Raw genomic sequence first — 24,990 nt, 5'->3', positions numbered from 1 at the left:
AAGAATACTGACATTTTTCTTTAACGGCTTTTTTAGGTCATCAATGTATCGATCATGAATAAATTCATAAAAAATATAATCGCTTTTTCATTAAAAAATAAAGCATTTACCTTTATCTGGGTAGCGATTTTAGCCATCTCCGGTTTTATAAGTTTCAAAAATATGCCTATTGAAGCTTTCCCGGATGTAACCAATACCCAGATTGTAATCATTACCCAATGGAATGGGCGCAGTGCAGAAGAAGTAGAACGTTTTGTCACAACACCCATCGAGTTGGCGATGAGCCCGGTTCAGAAAAAAACAAGCGTGAGAAGTACCACCATGTTTGGACTTTCCATTGTTAAAATTCTGTTTGACGATGGGGTGGACGATACTTTTGCCAGAAATCAGGTCAATAACCAATTAAGAACCATTAGCCTTCCTGATGAGGTAGATCCGGAAGTACAGCCACCCTACGGGCCTACCGGTGAGATTTTCAGATATACGCTGGAAAGTAAAACAAAAGATTCAAGAGCATTACTTACTCTGCAAAATTGGGTCATAGACCGTGCCTTAAGAGGAGTTCCGGGGGTAGCAGATATTAATGTTTTCGGAGGTCAGGATAAAGTTTTTGAATTAAGTATCGACCCAAGAGCATTGGATAAATACAACCTGACTCCGCTTCAGGTATATGATGCTGTTACTAAAAGTAATCTGAACGTAGGAGGAGATGTCATTGAAAAGAATGGGCAGGCCTATGTAGTAAGAGGAATTGGCTTGGTGAAATCAGTGGCTGATATCGGAAATATTACGATTCAGAATGACAGCGGAAACCCTGTTCTGGTAAAAAATGTAGCAGAAGTTCATGAGAGCTCAATGCCTAGAGTAGGACAGGCTGCCCTGAATCATCATGACGATACAGTGGAAGGAATTGTTGTCATGAGAAAAGGCGAAAATCCAAGGGAGGTTTTGGTGGGAGTGAAGGCTAAAATTAAAGAGCTTAACGAAAAGATCCTGCCGAAAGATGTCAAGATGGTTACTTTCTATGATCGTGACAATCTGATGGATTTTACAACCCATACTGTAATGCACAATCTTATCGAAGGAATTGTGCTGGTAACGGTAATCGTTTTGATTTTTATGGCCGACTGGAGAACAACCCTGATTGTTTCCATCATTATTCCTCTATCCTTACTCTTTGCATTTTTATGTTTAAAACTGGCCGGGATGAGTGCCAACCTGCTTTCATTAGGAGCTGTAGACTTCGGGATTATCATAGACGGAGCCGTCGTCATGGTAGAAGGCCTCTTTGTAATGCTGGATCATAAGGCGCACAAATATGGAACGGAGAAGTTTAACAAACTTGCAAAAGGAGGCTGGATCAAACAGACGGGAACCGGATTAGGAAAAGCGATCTTCTTTTCAAAATTAATTATCATTACCTCTCTGATTCCCATTTTCTCATTTCAGAAAGTAGAAGGGAAGATGTTCTCTCCTCTGGCTTTTACCCTTGGATTTGCATTAATTGGAGCATTAATATTTACATTAACTCTGGTTCCTGTTCTTTCCCATATCCTTTTAAATAAAAATGTAAAAGAAAAAAATAATCCATTTGTCAATTTCTGGGACAGCATCGTTTTGAAAGGCTTTAGTTTAACATTTAAGCATAAAAAAATGAGTATGATCGTTGCCCTCTCTTTCCTTGCTGTTACTTTATTTTCCGGTAAATTTTTGGGAACAGAATTCTTGCCTCAGTTGAATGAAGGTTCGCTTTGGATTACAGCCGAAATGCCAATGAGTTCCTCATTAAAAGAATCTCTGAAAACAGCTGACCTTTTAAAGAAAGATATTATGAGCTTCTCAGAAGTCACAGATGTTCTGGCGCAGACGGGGAGAAGTAATGACGGGACCGATCCCAACGGATTTGGATTCGTACAGTTTGCCGTTAACCTTAAGCCAAGAGAAGAATGGAAGCGCAAGATCACCTATGATGAGCTGATTAATGAGATTGATAAAAAGCTCAGAAGTTATCAGGGAATTACGTTCAATTATTCCCAGCCGATTTCAGATAATGTAGCGGAAGCCGTAGCAGGTTTTAAAGCAGAAAACGGAATCAAAATTTATGGTGATAATCTGGAAACTCTGGATAAAATAGCCAATGAAGTTTTATTAAAAATTAAAGATGTAGAAGGCGTAAAAGACCCCGGAATTATTAAAAATATAGGCCAGCCGGAAGTAAGCGTTGTACTGGATAGAGATAAAATGGCAGCTTACGGTGTAATGCCGGCAGACGCACAAGCTGTATTGGAGATGGCTTTTGGTGGAAAAACCGCTTCAGAAATGTTTGATGGCGAAAGGAAATTCCCGATTCGTCTGCGTTATTCTCAGGAATACAGAACCAATGAAAATGATATTGCGGCTTTAATGGTTCCTACACAGGATGGAGCAAAGATCCCTTTAAAAGAAATCAGTACAATTGTTAAAGATAACGGAGCTGCATTTATTTACAGAGACAATATCAAACGATATATTGGGGTTAAATTTTCAATCCGTGACAGAGATCTGGGAAGCACTATTGCTGATGCCCAGAAAAAAGTTGAAACTATTGAGCTTCCGGATGGGTATTCTGTAGGATGGACAGGCCAGTTTGAAAACCAGCAGCGGGCCTCTCACAGATTGGCACAGGTAGTCCCCGTGAGCATTCTGATGATTTTCTTCCTGTTGTTTATTCTGTTTGGAAATATGAAAGATTCTCTTCTTGTATTGGCCAATGTACCTTTTGCTTTAATAGGAGGAATCATCGCATTGCATGTTACCGGAATCAATTTTGGAATCTCTGCCGGAGTAGGTATGATCGCCCTTTTGGGGATTTGTATCCAGAACGGGGTAATTCTTATCACAGAATTTCATCAGAACATGAAAGACGGTCTTGATATAGACTCCGCGATATTAAATGGGGTAAAATCCAGGACGAGACCCGTAATTATGACAGCGCTTATGGCTTCTATCGGACTGATGCCGGCAGCATTGTCTACAGGAATCGGGTCAGAATCTCAAAAACCTCTGGCAATTGTTATTATTGGAGGGCTGATTACCGCTACCGTGCTTACACTGCTTATCTTCCCGATTATTTTCTGGATATTCAACCGGACAAAAAAGCTCAGCCACATGTGATTTTTCTTTCATTTATATATTAGTAAAGCCTGGAATATTCTGTATTTCAGGCTTTTTCATAAAAGGTTTCAGAAAGTTTTTTTCAATCAGGAAAAATATGTAAATTTGCAGTCTCAATACGTTGAAATATAAGGTTTGTCCTTCATTGGAAGAGAATATTGAAAGTTTTTTTAATAAAAAGTTTTTGGTATTTAAAAATTCATTATATTTGCACACCGAAAATTTGAAAAACAATAAATAAATAATTTTAAATCATGGCAAAGGAAACGTTTAATCGTAACAAACCACACTTGAACATTGGTACTATTGGTCACGTTGACCATGGTAAAACTACTCTTACAGCTGCTATTTCTGCTGTATTAGCTAGCAAAGGTCTTGCTGAGAAAAAAGACTTCTCTGCAATTGACTCTGCTCCAGAAGAAAAAGAAAGAGGTATTACTATCAATACTGCTCACATCGAATACGAAACTGAAAAAAGACACTATGCTCACGTTGACTGTCCAGGTCACGCCGACTATGTTAAGAACATGGTAACTGGTGCTGCTCAAATGGATGGAGCTATCGTAGTATGTGCTGCAACTGACGGTCCAATGCCTCAGACTAGAGAACATATCCTACTTTGCCGTCAGGTAAACGTACCAAGAATCGTTGTTTTCATGAACAAAGTTGACATGGTAGATGATCCAGAGTTATTAGAGCTTGTTGAAATGGAGCTTAGAGACTTATTATCTACTTACGAATTTGACGGAGACAACTCTCCAGTAATTCAAGGTTCTGCACTAGGAGCTCTTACTGCAGCTACTGCATCTCCTGCTAACACAGAAGATAAGTGGTTCAAGAGCGTTGAAGAATTGATGGATGCTGTTGATACTTGGATCGAGCAACCACCAAGAGATACTGAAAAGCCATTCTTGATGCCAATCGAAGACGTATTCTCTATTACAGGTAGAGGTACTGTAGCAACTGGTAGAATCGAGGCTGGTGTTATCAACACTGGTGATCCAGTTGATATCGTAGGTATGGGTGATGAGAAATTAACTTCTACTATTACAGGAGTTGAGATGTTCAGAAAGATCCTAGATAGAGGTGAAGCTGGAGATAACGTAGGTCTATTGTTGAGAGGTATTGAAAAAACTGACATCAAGAGAGGTATGGTTATCGCTAAGAAAGATTCAGTTAAGCCACACAAAAAATTCAAGGCTTCTGTTTATATCCTTTCTAAAGAAGAAGGTGGACGTCACACTCCATTCCACAACAAGTACCGTCCTCAGTTCTACGTAAGAACTACTGACGTTACAGGTGAGATCTTCTTACCAGAAGGTGTAGAAATGGTAATGCCTGGTGATAACTTAGAGATCACTGTAGAATTGTTACAACCAATCGCTCTTAACGTAGGTCTTAGATTTGCGATCAGAGAAGGAGGTAGAACAGTTGGTTCAGGTCAGGTTACTGAAATCCTAGACTAATTATCTAAAAATAAATAAAGCTTCCGAAAGGAAACTCTCGGAAGCTTTTTATCTACGGGCATCGTCCAATGGTAGGATACCGGTCTCCAAAACCGTTGATCAGGGTTCGAATCCTTGTGCCCGTGCAAATATAAATTATGAGTTCATTTGTCGATTTTTTAAAAGGTTCTTATAACGAATTCAGACATAAAGTTGAATGGCCAAAGTGGGCTGACCTTCAGTCATCTACTATTGTAGTGACTATTGCGACAGTGATTCTGGCTCTATTTACTTTTGGAGTTGATGAATTGTTTTCTAAATCAATCAGCAACATCATTGGAATGCTAATCAACTTGTTCAACTAATTAAAAGTGTTTTCCCATAATGAGCGAATTGAAATGGTATGTGCTGAAAGCAATCAGCGGACAGGAAAATAAAGTGAAAAACTATATTGAGACAGAAATCAAGCGTCTAGGGTTTGATCAGTACGTTACTCAAGTGGTTATTCCTATGGAAAAGGTAATTCAAATTAGAAACGGAAAAAAAGTTCCTAAAGAGAGACCTTACTACCCTGGATACTTGATGATTGAAGCTGACCTGATGGGAGAGATTCCTCACGTTATCAAGAATATTCCCGGAGTTATTTCTTTCTTAAGTTTAACGAAAGGAGGAGATCCTGTTCCAATGAGAAAATCAGAGGTTAACAGAATGCTTGGAAGAATGGATGAACTTTCAGAATTTGCAAGCGATGTTGAAATTCCTTATGTAGTAGGTGAAAACGTTAAAGTAATCGATGGACCTTTCAACGGTTTCAATGGTACAGTTGAGAAGATTCTTGAAGACAAAAAGAAAATTGAAGTTTCTGTATTGATCTTCGGTAGAAAAACTCCAATGGAACTAAGCTACATGCAAGTAGAAAAAGTATAATAATTACTTATAAAAATATAAAAAGAGGACTGCTATTAAGCAGTCCTCTTTTGTTTTTTTATGCTTGCTTTATATTGTATTTATAGTTGTTGAGATTTATTATATCGGCGAATTATTTTTTTTAATTTTCTTTACAATTGCTTTTCAGAAATTTTTATATTCTCAACTACTGTCGTTTATTCTTATAAAGATCTTTGCTTTGATTCAATTGTCACTTTGTTGGGAATAGAGTTGTTTTTACAGATCAAATCTCTTTCCCTATACTTGATTTACTTTCGGATGGCATGCTTCTTGCAACAATATGGTAATTAATCCAAAATTTTATATTTTTTTATTTCATGCACTGTTTACAGGTGTGTGATAATTTTATGTTTTTAACTAAAAATATAAAGTTTGGATGAGCTATTCAAAACACAAGCCTTATATAAACACATAACCCAATGACAAAAATTATTTCGATGGTCATTCTGGTGGGTACGTCTGTACTCGCGAGTGCACAAGTTGGTATCAATACTGACAAACCGGAAAAGGAACTTACAGTGAACGGTACAATGAAGACATCTGGAGTTGTTTTCAAGCAGCCTATGGAGAAACTGAAAGCAGATGAGAATTATACTTTCATTATCAAATCTCCAGCTCCGGAAAATAAAATTACGGCGTACAACGATTCTTTTGTACCCAATTCTCCGGCACCCATTAATCTTATTCAATTTAAAATTACCTGTGATCCTTCAGATAAGGATTGGGTAAATCAATTTGACACAAAGATCAATTCCAGCAAATTTTTGGTCGTAATTTCTTCTTTTGGATTTACACAGCCTACAAGAACATTTACGGCTGACTGGGTGACGCCAATGCCTCAGATCTTTGCTTATTCTTCAGGAGGAACATGGAAACTTAAGGCAGATTATCAGGGATTTGCTCCTGATAACTCTTTCCCTACAGGGGTTTGGACACTGAACTTGTTGGTATTTGACAGGTCATATGCCAAAGATTTCAATTCAACGCAAAGTCTCAATGCTTCAACTACGGGTGCTGCAGCAGCTCCATTAATTCAATAAAATACACTATGAAAAAAATTATTGCGATACTCTTTACGGGTTTTGCTGCTTTAAGCATACATGCTCAAGTAGGAATTAATACTAATACACCTAAAGGAACTCTCGATGTAGAAGGAGAAACACTGGTAGAGTCCTATTTAATAGATACTGAAAATACAAAGGCAAGTGGAAACTATCTTCTTCTTACCCGTTCAAAAGATACATCACCGGTAGGTAAAGTAAAGTTGTTGGACATATCGCTCCGTAATGTAGCCCCTGTAAATATGTATAATGTTGTATTGAAAAATGTGAGACAGGATGAAGTTGTGAATCTCAATACAGGATTAGATGTAAGTAAATATGTTGTGGCCATTACAGGTGCTGTTTTTACAGGAGCGGTATCGGCAGCTAATACGACGACCAATCCCAAATCATTTGGTTCTTATTCTACTGAAGTTACTCAGGTAGTAAGTGGAGGTAAAAATTACCATGCCGTTAATTTAGCTTTTAAAGGAGCTGGAACTGTTTCAGCCCAAAACGGAACCTGGACACTTACCTTAAATGTCTTTGAAAAATCATTAGTTAAAGATTGGGGAACCTTCAACGGTTCTGTTTCAGCATCAGCTTCACCTGTTTATTCAGGAGTTTCAACCAATACACCTCTAGGACTTCAATAAAAAAACTATGAAAAGAAAAATTTATATCACTATAATCTTGTGTCTGGGAATATTTCTGAATGCCCAGAAAGGAAAAGTAGGGGTGAATACCGCTAATCCTACAGAAACACTCGACGTTAACGGAAAGACCTACACCAATTCTTTATATCTGAGAAATCCCGGTGAGCCTACTATGACAGGAGGAAGCTTCTTGGCAACTTCACAGAATGGTTTGCAATTGTATGATCCGGCTTTGGAAAGCAGTGGACTGTTTAATTACCTTAAGCTTACTCTTACGGGAGTATCCGGAACAGGGATAGCGGATTATGATACCAAAATTGATGCGAACAATTTTCTGGTTATACTTCACAATTATTCATTTAAACTGAATGACGGTACTACCAATGTAATGCTTGATTACGGAGACAATGGTGTGAATGATAACAAACAGGGATCACCGGATGTTGTTGCTTTCAAAAGTAACGGAACCTGGCACATCAAGGCAAGATTTACTGACAGCAGGATTCTTGCTGTGAGTTCTTCCACGCCGTCAAGATCTTATAATAACTTTACGGTTGATCTTTATCTGATGGCCTATAGAAGACTGATTGAAAAACAAAATATCAGCGATATCAATGCTGATCTTGGAGGGAATGACGGTTCTACCCAGACGATTAATAAACCTGCAGGTTTTTAATAAATCTTTCCTTTTAAAAATATATAAAGCGGCTATTTAATGTAAATAGCCGTTTTTGTTTTCAATGATAAGGATTCAAAATATATTACAGGGCTTTATGATTTATTTTTCTTAAACTTTTTAAAAATCAGCAATTTCCGTTTGCTGTTTCAAAAATATTTTATACTTTTGCAGTCCAAAAAGTAGGTTTATTGTTATGTGAGTGCATAATCTACTGAATAATAAATGCTTCCAAACTCATTAATTATTCAAATTTAAAAAACAAACAATGGCTAAGAAAGTCTTTAAAATGGTAAAGCTTCAGGTGAAAGGTGGCGCAGCTAACCCTTCTCCACCAGTAGGTCCAGCATTGGGTTCTGCAGGTGTGAACATCATGGAGTTTTGTAAGCAATTTAACGGAAGAACCCAAGATAAGCCAGGGCAAGTTTTACCTGTAGTAATTACAGTATACGAAGACAAATCTTTTGAATTCGTTATTAAAACTCCACCTGCAGCAATCCAGTTAATGGATGCAGCTAAGATCAAGGGAGGTTCTGGTGAACCAAACAGAAACAAAGTAGGTTCTGTAACTTGGGAACAAGTAAAGAAAATCGCTGAAGATAAAATGGCGGATCTTAACTGTTTTACAACAGACTCTGCACTTTCTATGGTTGCAGGTACTGCTAGATCTATGGGATTAAGAGTAACAGGAACTAAACCAACTAACGCTTAAAACTTAAAGAAATGGCAAAATTAACTAAAAAGCAAAAGGAAGCTTTAAGCAAAGTAGAAAAAGGAAGAATCTATAACCTTGAAGAAGGTTCGGCTCTTGTAAAGGAGGTGAACACTACAAAGTTTGATGCTTCTGTAGATATCGCTGTAAGATTAGGTGTAGACCCAAGAAAAGCAAACCAAATGGTAAGAGGTGTTGTATCTCTTCCTCACGGTACTGGTAAAGATGTTAAAGTATTAGCTCTTGTAACTCCAGATAAAGAAGCAGAAGCTAAAGCTGCTGGTGCTGACTATGTAGGTCTTGACGAATATTTACAAAAAATCAAAGAAGGTTGGACAGATGTTGACGTTATCGTTACTATGCCAGCTGTAATGGGTAAATTAGGTCCATTAGGTAGAGTATTAGGTCCAAGAGGTTTAATGCCAAACCCTAAATCAGGAACTGTAACAATGGAAATTGGTAAAGCAGTAACTGAAGTGAAAGCAGGTAAAATTGATTTCAAAGTAGACAAGTATGGTATCATCCACGCTGGTATTGGTAAAGTATCTTTCGATGCTGCTAAGATCAAAGAAAATGCGCAGGAATTGATCTCTACATTGATCAAAATGAAACCAACTGCTGCTAAAGGAACTTATGTAAAAAGCATTTATTTGTCTTCTACAATGAGCCCTGGTATTGCAATCGATACTAAATCTGTTAACTAATATAAATCCTTAAGACAATGACAAAAGACCAAAAAGTTGTAGCAATACAAGAGATCAAAGACTTGCTTCAGGATGCAAAAGTAGTATACGTAGCAGATCTAGACGGTTTGAACGCTGCGAAGTCTTCAGAATTCAGAAGACAGGCTTTCAAACAAAATATCAAAGTGAAAGTTGTAAAAAATACACTTTTACAAAAAGCAATGGAGCAGATTGAAGGAGTAGATTACTCTGAAATGTTCCAGACTTTTAAAGGAAACTCTGCATTAATGATTTCTGAGACTGCAAACGGTCCAGCTAAATTAATCCAAGGGTTCAGAAAGAAAGAAGAAAAGCCAGCTTTAAAGTCTGCTTTTGTTCAGGAAACTTTCTACGTTGGAGACGAAAACTTATCTGCACTTGCTAACATCAAGTCTAGAGAAGAAATGATCGGAGAAATCATCGGATTACTTCAATCTCCAATTCAAAGAGTTGTTTCTGCTCTTCAAAACAAACCTGAAACTGTAGAAGCTAAAGCTGAAGAAGCTGCTGCTCCTGTGGTAGAAGAAACTCCTGCTGCTGAAGCTCCAGCTGCAGAAAGCACTGACGAAACGCCAGCTGCTGAATAATTACACTCAAAAAATTAAATAAATAATCAACAAAAACATTACAACAATGTCAGATTTAAAAAATTTAGCTGAAACGCTAGTAAACTTAACAGTAAAAGACGTAAACGAATTAGCAACTATCCTTAAGGATGAGTACGGAATTGAGCCAGCTGCTGCTGCTGTAGTAGTTGCTGCAGGTGGTGGAGAAGCTGCTGAAGAAAAAACTGAATTCGACGTAATTCTTAAGTCTGCAGGTGCTTCTAAATTAGCTATCGTTAAATTAGTAAAAGATTTAACTGGTGCTGGTCTTAAAGAAGCTAAGGATATCGTAGATGGTGCTCCTGCTCCAATCAAAACTGGTATCTCTAAAGACGAAGCTGAAGCTCTTAAGAAGCAATTAGAAGAAGCTGGTGCTGAAGTAGAATTGAAATAATTTCAATTTTATTATAAATATAGAAGCCCGGGCAAATGCCCGGGCTTTTTTTTATGTAAATCTTTATAAATGTGTGTTTTATTTTTTTAATAGTATTTGAATATTATTGGTTCTTTCTTTCTTGTATTTCAATATGATTGTTTATTTGATAAAAATTAACATAATGTTTTATTTGTATTTTACGATTTGCTCATTTTGTTTAGTTTTTTACTAATAAAGTATTGTTTTGGTTGAAAAAATATTATATTTGTACCGAAAAAAAACACAACATAATTGGATAGAAATTATTTTCTTTCCTACGGCCACAAGATTACACTTCTATTGCTTCTGGCGGCTGTAGGAAAATTAAACGCTAAGTTTATACCTGATACAATGAGTAAAACTGAATTACCATATTGTACAGTTATAAATGATTATCCGCAACGATATTTAGCTGATGCTTCAGTTCTTCTGTCTGAAGCAGGAAATGATGTATCAGCCGTAAATAAACTGTCTGCTGTTCAAAATGAAACCTTTGCATTATATTGCAATAGCCAGCAATACAATTTTTCTTTTTTAAATAATAAGAATCTTCAGTTTTTCCTCCTTAGAGATATAAAACTGGTCACAGCCTGGGCTAAATGGCATTATTGTTCATACTCTATCTTCAAAGAACATATGTTCCTAGCATTTAATGAAGTCCGAAAGTTCAATACCAGTTCTTTTAAACTTGTCGATGGCTTTAAGTTTATTATTAAAATTCCTGATAAATTAATTCATTCTTTTATCTCCTAATATTTCTAACAATTTTATGCGCTTTCTTACAGTATTATCTGTTATTTCATTTATTATTTGAATGAGAATGCTCGAGAATTGCCCTTTCAAAAAAACACATTTACATAAAAAACAGCAAATATCATTAGACATGAAAAACAGATTATTTACCATCGCTCTTTTATCAGTTGGTTTGCCAGCATTAGCACAGGTTGGGATTAATATCGGACAAGCTCAGGCAACCCTTGATATAGTAGGATCACCTTCCAATACAAGTAAATTTGATGGCGTTATTGCTCCAAGGCTTACAGGGGTGCAATTAAAAGCTAAAAACTATACAATAGCTCAAACGGGAGCCATAGTATATGTTACCTCAGCTGAAACTTCACCTTCCGGGCAGACCGTTGATGTTGTTTCACCAGGGTATTATTATTTTGATGGAACCAAATGGGGAAGCATAAGCGGGAGCTGGCGTACGGTAGGAAATATCGGTACAACAGCAGCAACGGCAACCTTAGGAACAGATATAGGTAGTGGGAATTATTTAGGTACAAATGATGGCCAGAATTTGATTTTGGCTACTCAAAAAAACGTAAAAGGAATATTAGATACCAGTGGAACACTGCAGGGTGGGAATTCCAATTCTGCAACAGGTCCATATGCTTCATTTACCTGGGGGTCCAATAATATTCTTACCAACAGTACCTCTTCAAATATTGCATTGGGAAAAGACAATTCTGTCTCTGCACAGGGAAATTTTCTCGCGGTAGCTATTGGATTGGGAAATACAGCAAATAATGGTGCTAAAGTAATAGGAAATAGCAATAGTGCTACAGGGACTAATAATTTAGTATTTGGAAACCTGAACACCGTAACAGGACTTACAGGACTTACTATTGGGAACAATCACATCAACAGTGGAGGAATTGCTATAGGAAGCGGAAACACTACATCAACGAACAATATTGCTGTTGGTTCTGCAAATACGGCAACTGGTACAGAAGCCTTTGCAATAGGGTTTTCAGGTCAGGCAGCTGCAGGACAGTTGGTTTATGCAAACAAACAACATATTTTCTTTAATAAAAGCAACGGAACAGACACCATATTGGGCATCAACATGATTCCTACAGCAGCTACATCTACAGGTGCTGCGGTTCAGATGAAGGGAATTGCTTCCGGTGCGGGCGCATCATGTACTGCCGCTGAAGAAGGTGCAATCCGATATAATACAACCATTAAAGCACATGAAGGCTGTAATGGCTCTAACTGGAAAGCTCTTTATAATTAAAAAATAAACACAAACCTTAAAAAATAAAAAATGACCAGAAAATTATTCGAAAAGTTAGCTGCGATGCTTATGACATTGATGATGTCGGCAGTAGTATTTGCGCAGCAGGGCTATGAACCTATCCGTGGGATGGGGGTGGAGGCAAAACCTGTCAACAATTCAGGGATTTGTCTAGCATGTTATAACGGAAGCATGAATCCGGTGGTAGATGCCAGTCTTGATAACAGTGTAAGCATGGGGAATTTTGCCTCCCTGTTAAGTGGAAACGGAATCTCTGTAAAGAATAAAAACACAACCTATCCTGCGGGATATATTACTGGATTCAATGTAGATCTTGGGACAAGTTTTATTACCATAGATCTTTTAAGTTCTTTGCGGATTAGTACTTATAAAAATGGTGTTCTTCAGGAAACGACTACCAGCAGTACTCTTTTATCAGTTCCTGCATTCGGAGGAAGTAAAAACAGGATATTCCTGCATTTTAAAACTTCAAAAGAATTTGATGAAGTAAGACTGTATCAAACCAATGTTCTTTCCGTATTCAGTGCTATGAATGTGTATTATGCATTTGCGTTTGATCCTGCAAAAGTTCCTACAGATAATAATGGTATTTGTGATGATATCATTGCGGGAAGTGGTGTTGACGGAAATGTATCCGGAAGCAGCAGTTTCCTGGCTCCGCTTTCTTATGTTCAGAATAAAGAAAGAATTGGAGATGGAAATAAGAACTCTTACGGATCAATAGTTCTTCCGATCGGATTGCTGGGATCTTATTCAGTTGGAGTTCTTGACAAAAATCAGGTGTATCCTGCAGGTAACAGAACAGGTTTTGTTATAGAACCGGATGATCAGGGGAAACTCTTAAGTGCGGAGTTTTTAAAAAATATTACAATAGAAACTTATCTTTACGGCCAGCTTCAGGATTCAAAACAGCTGTCTGACGGAGGAGGTCTGATTAATATTAAAGTATTAGGATTTGGTTCAGGAAAGCAGAAAGTTACATTAACGACTACTAAGCCTTTCAATGAGGTAAGATTAAAAATTACCCAGACTGTAGGGTTTAACTTAGGTGCTTTAAAAGTATACTATGCTTTTGAAGAGCCTGTTGCTTGTGAATGTGACGATAAAATTCAGACAAGTGGTTCTGCTGTTCCTGGAAATTTGGTAACCGGAACTACATGGACGTCAGGTCCGGGATTCCTTGGTCTTATTTTAGCGAAGATGACCAATCCGGGAGCTATTGTAGATAATAATCCGTCTAATTATGCAACGGCTACTGTTCCGGCGGCATCTTTTCTTAGTATTTTTTCAGCATTTGCAACGGTAAGCAGTAATACTGTGCTTCCTGTCAACACGATGGCTGGGTTCACCGTAGAAAAAGCGGGGAATCTTCTTGGAGTAAGTGTTCTGGAAAATATCACCGTGACATTATACAACGGAAATACCTTGACAGATACCTTTACAAGCTCAGGAAGTCTTATCAGTGGAAACTTCTTCACAACGAATTCAAATAAATTCTATGTCGGAGGAAAAGCGACAAAGCCTTTCAACCGTATTAAAATTACATTCAACAGCGGAACTGCGGTTCGTATTCCTCAGAATTATTATATCTATAATGCTTTTGCGAGCAGAGATGATGATAACGATGGTGTTCCAAACTGTTTCGATCAATGTGCCGGAGGTGATGACAGCATAGATAATAACGGAAACGGAATTCCTGATTGTGCAGAAGGCTGTACTGAAGTGAATGACAAATCTCCTGCACTGGATACAGACGGAGATGGTATTGTGGATGCTTGTGATCTGGACTCTGATAACGATGGTATTCTTGATGCTGTGGAAGATTTTGATAAAAACGGAAAATACCAGGATGATGATAATGAAGGAGATATTCTGTTAACACCGGTATTAGGAGATTCAGTTCCGAATTATCTGGACCTTGATTCTGATAACGATGGTATCTTAGACTTGTTTGAATCAGGAATTCCAACATCAGTGATCAATCAGATTGATGCAGATCATAACGGAGTTATTGATGCTAATGTTCCGGTAGGTAAAAACGGTATTGCAGATATTCTGGAAACGTCACCTGACTCAGGAGTATTGAAATATGCAGTTAAAAATACAGATGGAGATGATAAACCGGACTTCCTGGATATTACTTCCAATGGTTCAGATCTTGACCTTTATCAGATCGGAAAGGGGAATTTGGATACGCTTGGAGGTGGATTTATCTCTACAATTAATGATAAAGACAAAGACGGTATTCAGGCTGTTGTAGATACAGACCTTGTGAAAAGAGGTTCTCCTAATTCTCCGCTTTCTCCTTATGCTTCATTGCTGAAAAGTGCATCTAAAACTGCTGCAAAAATCACGGATGCGGAAATTACTGATGCAGCGAATGATGTAAAAGTATATCCAAACCCGGTAAAAGCAGGAGAAAATCTTAGAATTACATCTGCAGAAGAAGGGGTGTATACACTGTTCTCAGCACAGGGACAGGTAATTAAGACAGATAAGTTCAATGCCAATACCGGTATTGATACATCTTCACTTCCTACAGGAGTTTATATCATTAAAATAGAAACCAAATCAAAAATAAAGTCTTATAAGGTTATTGTGAAATAGTCATAAGATTAGCTTGTGTTGTGGAGGGGTTGCTCATATTTGAGCAGCCTCTCTTGTTTTTAAGAGTCTCAAAATGAGATGATTTATTTGTTATTGTGGATATTTTTTTGTATCTTTGCCCCTCTTTTGGCGCGAAAAATTGTTTGTAAATTTATAAAATACTGAAAATCAACTCTTTCATTGTGAAAACGTGAGAGGGATTTCGTATATGTAGATATTGCGGTAATGCTGCCTCAAAAGTAATAAAAATATTTTGCATTACACTGTGAAAAGATATACCAGTGTTGCAGTTAGAAAGAGCCAAGTGCATAGTTAAAAGAGTCCTAAGGTCTTCTGTGAGCGCCAAAAACACTTTTACCTTTTACTTTTACCTTGTTTCTTGTTCTTTTCTGATATTTTTTAATGAATCAAAATATTTTTTAACCCTTTCTTAAAAGTTTTATGAGTAAAACAAAATCAACAACTCAAGGAAATCCGAGAATTAATTTCTCATCAGCGAAAGGAAAAATCATCACTCCAGACTTTTTGGATATCCAAATTGAGTCTTTCAGAGAATTTTTCCAGCTTGATACACTTCCTGAAGCCAGAAAGACAGAAGCTCTTTACAAGACTTTCCAAGAGAATTTCCCAATTACGGATTCAAGAAACCAATTCGTATTAGAATTCTTAGACTATCTGGTAGATTCTCCACGTTATTCAATTGATGAGTGTGTGGAAAGAGGACTTACTTATTCAGTTCCTCTAAAAGCTAGACTTAAATTGTATTGTACTGACCCGGAACACGAAGATTTCCAAACAGTGGTTCAGGACGTATATTTAGGTCCGGTTCCTTATATGACGCCAAGTGGTTCTTTCATCATCAATGGTGCTGAGAGAGTTATCGTTACGCAGCTTCACCGTTCACCTGGTGTATTCTTCGGACAAACTTACCACGCGAACGGGACCAAACTTTACTATTCAAGAATTATCCCTTTCAAAGGATCTTGGATGGAATTTACAACCGATATCAACAGCGTAATGTACGCGTATATCGACCGTAAGAAAAAATTACCATTAACAACTTTATTAAGAGCTATCGGATACGAATCTGATAAAGATATCCTTCAGATCTTCGACCTTGCGGAAGAAGTGAAAGTTTCTAAAGCTGCTCTTAAAAAAGTGGAAGGGAGAACATTGGCTGCGAGAGTATTGAACACTTGGTTCGAAGATTTCGTAGACGAAGATACAGGTGAAGTAGTTTCTATCGAAAGAAACGAAATCATCTTGGATAGAGAAACAATCCTTGAAAAAGAACATTTGGATCTTATCCTGGACGCTGGTGTGAAATCAATCCTGATTCACAAAGAAAACAGCAACGAATTCTCTATCATCCAGAATACATTACAAAAAGACCCTACCAACTCTGAAAAAGAAGCGGTAGAGTATATTTATCGTCAGTTAAGAAATGCAGATCCACCAGATGAGGAAACGGCAAGAGGGATCATTGAAAAATTATTCTTCTCTGAGCAGAGATACTCTTTAGGTGAAGTAGGACGTTACAGACTAAACAAAAAGTTAAGTCTAAACATTCCAACTACAACTGAAGTTCTTACAAAAGAAGATATCATTGCTATTGTAAGACACTTAATTGAGTTAGTAAACTCAAAAACTGATGTTGATGATATTGACCACTTATCAAACAGAAGAATTAAAACTGTTGGTGAGCAATTAGCAGGACAGTTCGGAGTAGGTCTTTCAAGAATTGCAAGAACAATCAAGGAAAGAATGAACGTTAGAGATAACGAAATCTTTACTCCGCTTGACCTTGTTAATGCTAAGACTTTAACATCTGTAATCAACTCGTTCTTCGGTACCAACCAGCTTTCTCAGTTCATGGACCAGACCAACCCGTTATCAGAGATCACTCACAAGAGAAGATTATCTGCACTAGGGCCTGGTGGTTTATCAAGAGAAAGAGCAGGTTTCGAGGTTCGTGACGTTCACCATACTCACTACGGAAGAATTTGTCCGATTGAAACTCCGGAAGGACCAAACATCGGTTTGATTTCATCTCTAGGGATTTATGCGAAAATCAACAACCTTGGTTTCATCGAAACTCCATATAGAAAAGTAGAAAGTGGTAAGATTGATCTTAACGCTGACCCTATTTACTTAAATGCAGAAGATGAAGAAGATAAAGTAATTGCTCAGGCAAACGTTGAATTGAGCGATAACGGAGACTTCTTAACAGACAGAATTATTGCAAGATTGGATGGTGACTATCCGGTAGTTGAGCCTGCTCAGGTTAACCTTATCGATGTAGCACCCAACCAGATTTCAGGTATTTCCGCTTCATTAATTCCATTCTTGGAGCATGATGATGCGAACCGTGCATTGATGGGATCTAACATGATGCGTCAGGCCGTTCCTCTATTGAAGCCACAGGCTCCAATCGTTGGTACAGGGCTTGAGCAGCAAGTTGCAAGAGATTCAAGAATCTTAATTAACGCTGAAGGTACAGGTACTGTAGAGTACGTAGATGCTGACAGAATCGTTATTAAATATGAAAGAAGCGAAGACGAAGATTTAGTACAATTCGAGTCTGCTACTAAAACATACAAACTTACTAAGTTCAGAAAAACCAACCAGAGTACAACAATTACCCTAAGACCAAACGTAAGAGTAGGTGATGTAGTGGAAAAAGGACAGGTACTTTGCGACGGTTATGCTACTGAAAAAGGAGAATTGGCTCTTGGTAGAAACTTAGTGGTAGCGTTCATGCCTTGGAAAGGATACAACTTCGAGGATGCAATCGTAATCAACGAAAAAGTTGTACGTGAAGACTGGTTTACTTCAATCCACGTAGATGAGTATTCTCTTGAAGTTCGTGATACCAAATTAGGTATGGAAGAGCTTACTGCAGATATTCCAAACGTATCTGAAGAAGCTACTAAAGATCTTGACGAGAACGGTATGATCAGAATCGGTGCTGAAGTGAAGCCTGGAGATATCATGATTGGTAAAATTACTCCAAAAGGTGAATCTGACCCGACTCCTGAAGAAAAACTTCTTAGAGCAATCTTCGGTGATAAAGCTGGTGATGTAAAAGACGCATCATTAAAAGCTGACTCTTCATTAAGAGGAGTTGTTATCAACAAGAAATTGTTCTCTAGAAACATTAAAGACAAAAAGAAAAGAACTGAAGAAAAACTTAGACTTGAAGAAATTGAAAACACTTACAAGGCTAAATTTGATGAGTTGAGAAATACTTTAATTGAAAAATTAAATACACTGGTAAGCGGTAAAACTTCTCAAGGGGTACAAAATGACCTTGACGAAGAAATCATCGGTAAAGGTGTGAAGTTTACTCACAAACTATTAACTTCAGTTGAAGATTATGTAAACGTTAGCGGTGCAGACTGGACAGTAGACGCTGACAAGAATGAATTGATCAAACAATTAATTCACAATTACAAAATCAAATATAACGACATCCAAGGAGTTAAAAACCGTGAGAAATTTGCAATTTCAATCGGAGATGAGCTTCCAGCAGGAATCATGAAGTTGGCTAAAGTTTACATCGCTAAGAAACGTAAACTGAATGTAGGAGATAAAATGGCGGGACGTCACGGTAACAAAGGTATCGTTTCAAGAATCGTTCGTGAAGAAGACATGCCGTTCTTAGAAGATGGAACACCGGTAGATATCGTATTGAATCCACTAGGGGTACCTTCTCGTATGAACATCGGTCAGATCTATGAAACAGTTCTTGGATGGGCTGGTCAGAAACTGGGAATGAAGTTCGCTACACCAATCTTTGACGGAGCAACTCTTGATCAGATTACTGAATATACAGAGAAAGCAGGTCTTCCTAAATTCGGTCACACTCACCTTTATGATGGAGGTACCGGAGAAAGATTTACTCAGGCTGCGACAGTAGGTATCATTTACATGTTGAAACTGGGACACATGGTTGATGATAAGATGCACGCACGTTCTATTGGACCTTACTCATTGATTACTCAGCAGCCGTTAGGAGGTAAAGCTCAGTTCGGAGGTCAGAGATTCGGAGAGATGGAGGTTTGGGCACTTGAAGCATTCGGTGCATCCAATATCTTGAGAGAAATCTTGACTGTGAAGTCGGATGACGTGATTGGTAGAGCAAAAACTTATGAAGCAATTGCAAAAGGTGAATCTATGCCTGAACCAGGTATTCCGGAATCATTCAATGTATTACTTCACGAGTTACAAGGACTTGGACTTGATGTAAGATTGGAGGAGTAAATTAAAAGATTTAATTATTAAAAAATTAAAACATTAATTAACTCCGAGATGATAAGAATGAAAGTAATTTTTAAATCTTTCAATCTTTAATCTTTTAATCAAAAATAAAATTATGTCAAATAAAAATAAAACAAGTAGATTTAATAAAATAACCATCGGTTTAGCTTCACCGGAGTCTATTTTGCAAGACTCAAGAGGGGAGGTTTTAAAACCGGAAACTATTAACTACAGAACTCACAAACCTGAAAGAGACGGATTATTCTGTGAAAAAATCTTTGGTCCTGTAAAAGATTACGAATGTGCTTGTGGTAAATACAAGAGAATTCGTTACAAAGGGATCGTTTGTGACCGTTGTGGTGTAGAAGTTACTGAGAAAAAAGTAAGAAGAGAAAGAATCGGTCATATCGGATTGGTTGTTCCTATTGCTCATATCTGGTACTTCCGTTCATTACCAAACAAAATCGGATACCTTTTAGGAATCCCTTCTAAGAAATTAGATATGATCATCTACTACGAAAGATATGTAGTGATTCAACAGGGTATTGCTAAAAAATTAGACGGTTCTGATTTTGAAAATATGGAATTCCTTACAGAAGAAGAGTACCTTGATATCATGGAAACTCTTCCTGTAGAAAACCAGTATCTTGATGATTCTGATCCAAACAAATTCATTGCCAGAATGGGTGCTGAAGCTGTAGAAGATCTATTAAAAAGAATCGATCTTGATGCATTGTCTTTCGACTTGAGACACAAAGCTCACAACGAAGGTTCAAAACAAAGAAGAACAGAAGCTCTGAAAAGATTGAATGTTGTAGAAGCATTAAGAGGTGCTAATACAAGAATGATCAACAGACCAGAGTGGATGATCATGCGTGTACTTCCTGTTATCCCACCAGAATTAAGACCATTAGTTCCATTGGATGGAGGACGTTTCGCAACTTCTGACTTGAATGACCTTTATAGAAGAGTAATTATCAGAAATAACCGTTTGAAGAGATTATTGGAGATTAAAGCTCCTGAAGTAATCTTGAGAAACGAGAAGCGTATGCTTCAGGAATCAGTAGATTCATTATTTGATAACACAAGAAAATCTTCTGCAGTAAAATCTGAATCAAACAGACCATTGAAATCACTTTCTGATTCATTGAAAGGTAAGCAAGGTCGTTTCCGTCAGAACTTACTAGGGAAAAGGGTAGATTACTCTGCGCGTTCGGTAATTGTTGTAGGTCCAAACTTGCAGCTTCACGAATGTGGTATTCCTAAAGATATGGCAGCTGAACTTTACAAACCGTTCATCATTAGAAAACTAATTGAAAGAGGGATTGTAAAAACTGTAAAATCTGCAAAGAGAATTATTGATAGAAAAGAACCCGTAGTTTATGATATCCTTGAAAATGTGATGAAAGGTCACCCTGTTCTACTGAACAGAGCACCTACGCTTCACAGACTGGGTATTCAGGCATTCCAACCTAAGATGATCGAAGGTAAGGCAATCCAGCTACACCCGTTGGTAACAACAGCATTCAACGCCGATTTCGATGGTGACCAGATGGCGGTACACTTACCGTTAGGACCAGAAGCAATCCTTGAAGCTCAGTTATTGATGTTAGGTTCTCAGAACATTTTGAACCCTGCAAACGGTTCTCCAATTACAGTACCTTCTCAGGACATGGTTCTTGGTCTTTATTTCATGACTAAAGAATTGAGCTCTACAGAAGATATGAAAGTAAAAGGGGAAGGTCTTGCATTCTATTCTCCTGAGGAAGCGGAAATCGCTTATGCTGAAGGTAGAGTTTCTTTAAATGCTAAGGTAAGATGTAGACTACCTGTTAAAGAAGACGGAGTAATAGTAACAAGATTGATCGAAACTTCTGTTGGTAGAATTTTATTCAACCAGATTGTACCTAAGCAGGTAGGATATATCAATGAACTTCTTACTAAGAAATCATTGAGAAACGTTATCGGTAAGATCCTTGCTGATACAGATTTCCCTACAACTGTGAAGTTCCTTGATGCAATGAAAGACTTAGGGTATTCAAACGCATTCAAAGGAGGTCTTTCATTCTCACTTGGGGATATTGTAGTTCCTGTTGAGAAAAAGCAGATGATTGCTTCTTCAATTGAAACTGTAGACGAAATTAGAGCTAACTATAACATGGGTCTAATTACCGATACAGAACGTTATAACCAGGTAATTGACGTTTGGACAAATACCAACGCCGGATTAACTGAAATGATCATGAGCAGAATGAAAACTGACCAAGGTGGTTTCAACTCTGTATATATGATGCTTGACTCTGGAGCGAGGGGTTCTAAAGAACAGATCCGTCAGTTATCAGGGATGAGAGGTTTGATGGCAAAACCGCAAAAAGCCGGTTCTACCGGAGCGGAGATCATCGAAAACCCGATCCTTGCCAACTTTAAGGAAGGTCTTTCGATTCTAGAATACTTTATCTCTACCCACGGTGCTCGTAAAGGTCTTGCGGATACCGCTCTTAAGACAGCCGATGCTGGTTACTTAACGAGAAGATTGGTAGACGTTGCACAGGACGTTATCGTTACAGAAGACGATTGTGGAACGCTGAGAGGTACAGAAGTTACTGCACTTAAGAAAAATGACGAGATCGTTGAAAGAATCTCCGAAAGAATCTTAGGTAGAGTATCTCTACATAATATTTACGATCCTGAAACGGATGAGCTTATTGCAAGCGCAGATCAGGTGATCATTGAAGCATTGGCGAAAAGAATCGAAGAAGCTGGATTAGAAGCTGTGGAGGTTCGTTCACCATTAACTTGTGAAGCTAAGAAAGGAATCTGTGCTAAATGTTACGGAAGAAACTTAGCAACAGGTAAAGTGATCCACATGGGTGAAGCGGTAGGTGTAATTGCAGCACAGTCAATTGGGGAGCCGGGTACGCAGCTTACGTTGAGAACCTTCCACCAAGGGGGTACTGCAGGAAACGTATCAGAAAACCCATCTATCGTTGCAAGAAGAGATGGTATCGTAGAAATGGATGAAGTAAGAACGATTACTTCTGAAGATGAAAACGGTAATACAGCTGAGGTTGTAGTTTCTCGTTCAACAGAATTCAGATTAGTTGCTGATAATGAGTTCAGAACTCCATTAATGGTAGCTAACGTACCTTACGGATCTATATTAGCTGTGAAACCAGGTGATAAAGTGAAGAAAGGGGATACAATCTGTAGATGGGATCCATATAACGCAGTAATTATTGCTGAAACTTCAGGTAAGGTAGAATACGAGGATATCATCCAGGGTATTTCATTCCAGCTTGAAATTGATGAGCAAACAGGATTCGAAGAGAAAGTAATCTCTGAATCTAGAAATAAGAAAGCCGTACCTACCTTGAAGGTGGTAGACTCTAAAGGAGTTGAGCAGAAAGCTTACAACTTACCGGTAGGAGCCCACTTAATGGTTAACGATGGTGAAAAAATTAAGGCTGGTAAAGTCTTAATCAAAATCCCAAGAAAATCTGCAAAAGCAGGGGATATCACCGGAGGTCTTCCGAGAGTTACCGAATTATTTGAAGCTAGAAACCCTTCAAACCCAGCGGTTGTTACTGAAATCGATGGGGTAGTTTCTTACGGAAAAATCAAGAGAGGTAACCGTGAACTTATTGTTGAAGCTAAAACTGGAGAAAGAAAAATTTATTTAGTTAAATTATCAAACCAGATCTTAGTACAGGAGAATGACTTCGTAAGAGCAGGTTCTCCGCTTTCTGACGGTTCTATTACACCGGAAGATATCTTAAGAATTAAAGGCCCAACAGCAGTTCAGGAATACTTGGTAAATGAGATTCAGGAAGTTTACCGTCTACAGGGGGTAAAAATCGACGACAAGCACTTCGAAATTATCGTAAGACAGATGATGACGAAAGTATCTATCGTAGATGGAGGTGATACTCAATTCCTTGAAGGAGCTCTTGAGCACAAGTATGATTTCTTGGAAGAAAACAACAGAGTATTCGGTCTTAAAGTAGTAGTAGATGCTGGTGATTCTAAAGAATTCATGCCAGGTCAGATGATTACTGCAAGAGAATTGAGAGATGAAAACTCTAAGTTGAAGCGTGAAGATTTAGGTCTTGTAGAAGTAAGAGAAGCTCTTCCTGCTACAGCAACTCCTGTACTGCAAGGTATTACAAGAGCAGCCCTTCAGACTAAATCATTCATGTCTGCAGCCTCGTTCCAGGAAACAACTAAAGTTCTTAACGAAGCAGCGGTTGCTGGTAAAGTAGACGATCTTAACGGTCTTAAAGAAAATGTAATTGTAGGTCACAGAATTCCTGCAGGTACAGGTCTTAAAGAGTATCAGAACGTTATTGTAGGTTCTAAGAAAGAATTCGAAGACCTTAACTAAAATTAATGATTTGAAATTTGGGATTTGAAATTATTTTTATATTTTCACAATCTCAAATTTCGAATTTTAAAAACATAATTTATAACAATGGACAACAATCAAAATCCACAAGACGGAAACATCAACATCGAATTAAACGAAATGGTAGCTGCTGGTATCTATGCTAACCTAGCTTTAGTAAACCACTCTCCATCTGAATTTGTAGTAGACTTTATTCAGTTGATGCCAGGTGTTCAGCAAGCTAAAGTAAGATCAAGAGTTATTCTTGCTCCACTTCACGCTAAAAGAGTATTAAACGCTCTTCAGCAGAACATCGCTAACTACGAGCAGCAGTTCGGAGAAATCAAAGAAGTTGAGCCTTTCGTATTAGGAGGAAACAACGTTCAAGCGTAAGATTTCTTTTTACAATAAAATAAGAATGCCCTGGTTTTTACCGGGGCATTTTTTTGCGCTAAATTCCCACGCAGAAAGGAATATCGAATTTATGTAATTGTTAATTTTATTTAATAACATAAAAATGTATAATAACCATTCATCAATTTTATATCTTTGTTTGAGAAAAAGTAGAAAATATAGGATATGATTGATAATGCGTTCGCTGTAAGTAAATTTGGCTTTTTAGGGGCTGATTTTTTAGCTGAGCTGGAAAAGCATGCTGTTGCAATTGATATAAAAGCAAAAACAGAAATCATAAGAGAAGGACAGAAAAATAAATTTGTCCCTTTCCTGATAAAAGGCTCTATTAAGGTTTTTACCCTTAATGACGGAAGAGAACTTATCTACTATTATATTAAGCCCAAAGATAGCTGTCTTATGACCTTCTCATCCATTCTTACAGACTATATCAGCAGGGTGTATGCCATTGCAGAAGAAGATTCGGAAGCTATTCTAATTCCTGTTTCCGTAATGCATGATTGGCTGATAAAATTCCCGGAAATCAACAAACTGTTTTATCATGAATATGACCGTAGATTTTCAGAAGTAATGAATATGGTGAATGATGCCGTGTTCCACAGGCTGGATAAAAGAGTCCTGAATTACATCAAACAGCAGATTTTATCCACAGGAAACAACCCTATAAAGATAACCCATCGTGAAATTGCAAGCAGTTTGGGAACTTCCAGGGAAGTGGTAAGCAGAGTTTTGAAAAAAATTGAAAGCGAAGGTGAAATTGTTCAGACCAAAGAAGGAATCAAAGTTCCTGTAAATGAAAATGTTAGAATGATCTAATTTTAATTGTTTGAAATGTTTATTTATATCATTGATAAAAACAATTTGAATGGTGACTTTTATCACCTGTTTTTGAATTGAGAACTCGATAAGTTTGTT

At 37.7% G+C, this 24,990-nt stretch carries 18 protein-coding genes and 1 tRNA gene; all 19 read left to right on the top strand.

Annotated elements, in window-relative coordinates; genetic code table 11:
- Window positions 1-54: 54 nt before the first annotated feature.
- Window positions 55-3,153: an efflux RND transporter permease subunit gene (locus tag FW781_RS09655; RefSeq protein ID WP_149387197.1), complete on the top strand. Its 3,099-nt coding sequence runs from the start codon at window positions 55-57 to the stop codon at window positions 3,151-3,153.
- A 254-nt stretch (window positions 3,154-3,407) separates the two neighbouring features.
- Window positions 3,408-4,619, top strand: a complete 1,212-nt coding sequence (gene tuf / locus FW781_RS09650) for an elongation factor Tu (protein ID WP_034687396.1) — start codon at window positions 3,408-3,410, stop codon at window positions 4,617-4,619.
- Between the two features lie 54 nt (window positions 4,620-4,673).
- Window positions 4,674-4,744: transfer RNA gene (locus tag FW781_RS09645), tRNA-Trp, on the top strand.
- 12 nt (window positions 4,745-4,756) lie between these two features.
- Window positions 4,757-4,963 carry a preprotein translocase subunit SecE gene (gene secE, locus FW781_RS09640; protein WP_045501119.1) on the top strand — a complete coding sequence of 69 codons (207 nt, stop codon included), beginning with the start codon at window positions 4,757-4,759 and terminating at the stop codon, window positions 4,961-4,963.
- A 19-nt stretch (window positions 4,964-4,982) separates the two neighbouring features.
- Window positions 4,983-5,525, top strand: a complete 543-nt coding sequence (nusG, locus tag FW781_RS09635) for a transcription termination/antitermination protein NusG (protein ID WP_047379257.1) — start codon at window positions 4,983-4,985, stop codon at window positions 5,523-5,525.
- Between the two features lie 440 nt (window positions 5,526-5,965).
- Window positions 5,966-6,586, top strand: coding sequence for a hypothetical protein (locus tag FW781_RS09630; RefSeq protein ID WP_149387196.1), 621 nt, complete (start codon window positions 5,966-5,968; stop codon window positions 6,584-6,586).
- Between the two features lie 8 nt (window positions 6,587-6,594).
- A complete protein-coding gene (locus FW781_RS09625) occupies window positions 6,595-7,242 on the top strand; it encodes a hypothetical protein (RefSeq protein WP_149387195.1) in 648 nt (215 codons plus the stop codon).
- A gap of 7 nt (window positions 7,243-7,249) precedes the next feature.
- A complete protein-coding gene (locus tag FW781_RS09620) occupies window positions 7,250-7,918 on the top strand; it encodes a hypothetical protein (protein WP_149387194.1) in 669 nt (222 codons plus the stop codon).
- A gap of 268 nt (window positions 7,919-8,186) precedes the next feature.
- The gene (rplK, locus tag FW781_RS09615; RefSeq protein ID WP_047379251.1) at window positions 8,187-8,630 is read left to right on the top strand and encodes a 50S ribosomal protein L11; all 444 of its coding nucleotides are present in this window, start codon (window positions 8,187-8,189) and stop codon (window positions 8,628-8,630) included.
- An 11-nt stretch (window positions 8,631-8,641) separates the two neighbouring features.
- The gene (rplA, locus tag FW781_RS09610; RefSeq protein ID WP_047099699.1) at window positions 8,642-9,334 is read left to right on the top strand and encodes a 50S ribosomal protein L1; all 693 of its coding nucleotides are present in this window, start codon (window positions 8,642-8,644) and stop codon (window positions 9,332-9,334) included.
- 17 nt (window positions 9,335-9,351) lie between these two features.
- Complete coding sequence (rplJ, locus tag FW781_RS09605; protein ID WP_149387193.1) at window positions 9,352-9,939, top strand: 50S ribosomal protein L10; 588 nt, start codon at window positions 9,352-9,354, stop codon at window positions 9,937-9,939.
- 46 nt (window positions 9,940-9,985) lie between these two features.
- Window positions 9,986-10,351 (top strand): 50S ribosomal protein L7/L12, encoded by a 366-nt coding sequence (gene rplL / locus FW781_RS09600; RefSeq protein WP_007845452.1) that lies wholly within the window; start codon window positions 9,986-9,988, stop codon window positions 10,349-10,351.
- Between the two features lie 273 nt (window positions 10,352-10,624).
- Entirely contained in the window at window positions 10,625-11,125 is a 501-nt protein-coding gene (locus FW781_RS09595) for a hypothetical protein (protein ID WP_149387192.1), read from the top strand.
- A 130-nt stretch (window positions 11,126-11,255) separates the two neighbouring features.
- On the top strand, window positions 11,256-12,392 hold the full coding sequence (locus tag FW781_RS09590) for a hypothetical protein (protein ID WP_149387191.1): 1,137 nt from the start codon (window positions 11,256-11,258) through the stop codon (window positions 12,390-12,392).
- A gap of 30 nt (window positions 12,393-12,422) precedes the next feature.
- Window positions 12,423-15,020, top strand: coding sequence for a T9SS type A sorting domain-containing protein (locus FW781_RS09585; protein WP_149387190.1), 2,598 nt, complete (start codon window positions 12,423-12,425; stop codon window positions 15,018-15,020).
- A 441-nt stretch (window positions 15,021-15,461) separates the two neighbouring features.
- Window positions 15,462-19,283: a DNA-directed RNA polymerase subunit beta gene (gene rpoB / locus FW781_RS09580; RefSeq protein ID WP_047386098.1), complete on the top strand. Its 3,822-nt coding sequence runs from the start codon at window positions 15,462-15,464 to the stop codon at window positions 19,281-19,283.
- Between the two features lie 112 nt (window positions 19,284-19,395).
- A complete protein-coding gene (gene rpoC, locus FW781_RS09575) occupies window positions 19,396-23,661 on the top strand; it encodes a DNA-directed RNA polymerase subunit beta' (protein WP_149387189.1) in 4,266 nt (1,421 codons plus the stop codon).
- Window positions 23,662-23,748: 87 nt separating this feature from the next.
- Window positions 23,749-24,054, top strand: coding sequence for a DUF3467 domain-containing protein (locus FW781_RS09570; protein ID WP_002976436.1), 306 nt, complete (start codon window positions 23,749-23,751; stop codon window positions 24,052-24,054).
- A gap of 186 nt (window positions 24,055-24,240) precedes the next feature.
- Window positions 24,241-24,891, top strand: a complete 651-nt coding sequence (locus FW781_RS09565; RefSeq protein ID WP_149387188.1) for a Crp/Fnr family transcriptional regulator — start codon at window positions 24,241-24,243, stop codon at window positions 24,889-24,891.
- Window positions 24,892-24,990: the final 99 nt, after the last annotated feature.

The sequence above is a fragment of the Chryseobacterium panacisoli genome (genome assembly GCF_008274625.1).
Taxonomy (GTDB): Bacteria; Bacteroidota; Bacteroidia; order Flavobacteriales; family Weeksellaceae; genus Chryseobacterium; species Chryseobacterium panacisoli.
This window is presented reverse-complemented; position numbering and strand designations above follow the sequence as displayed.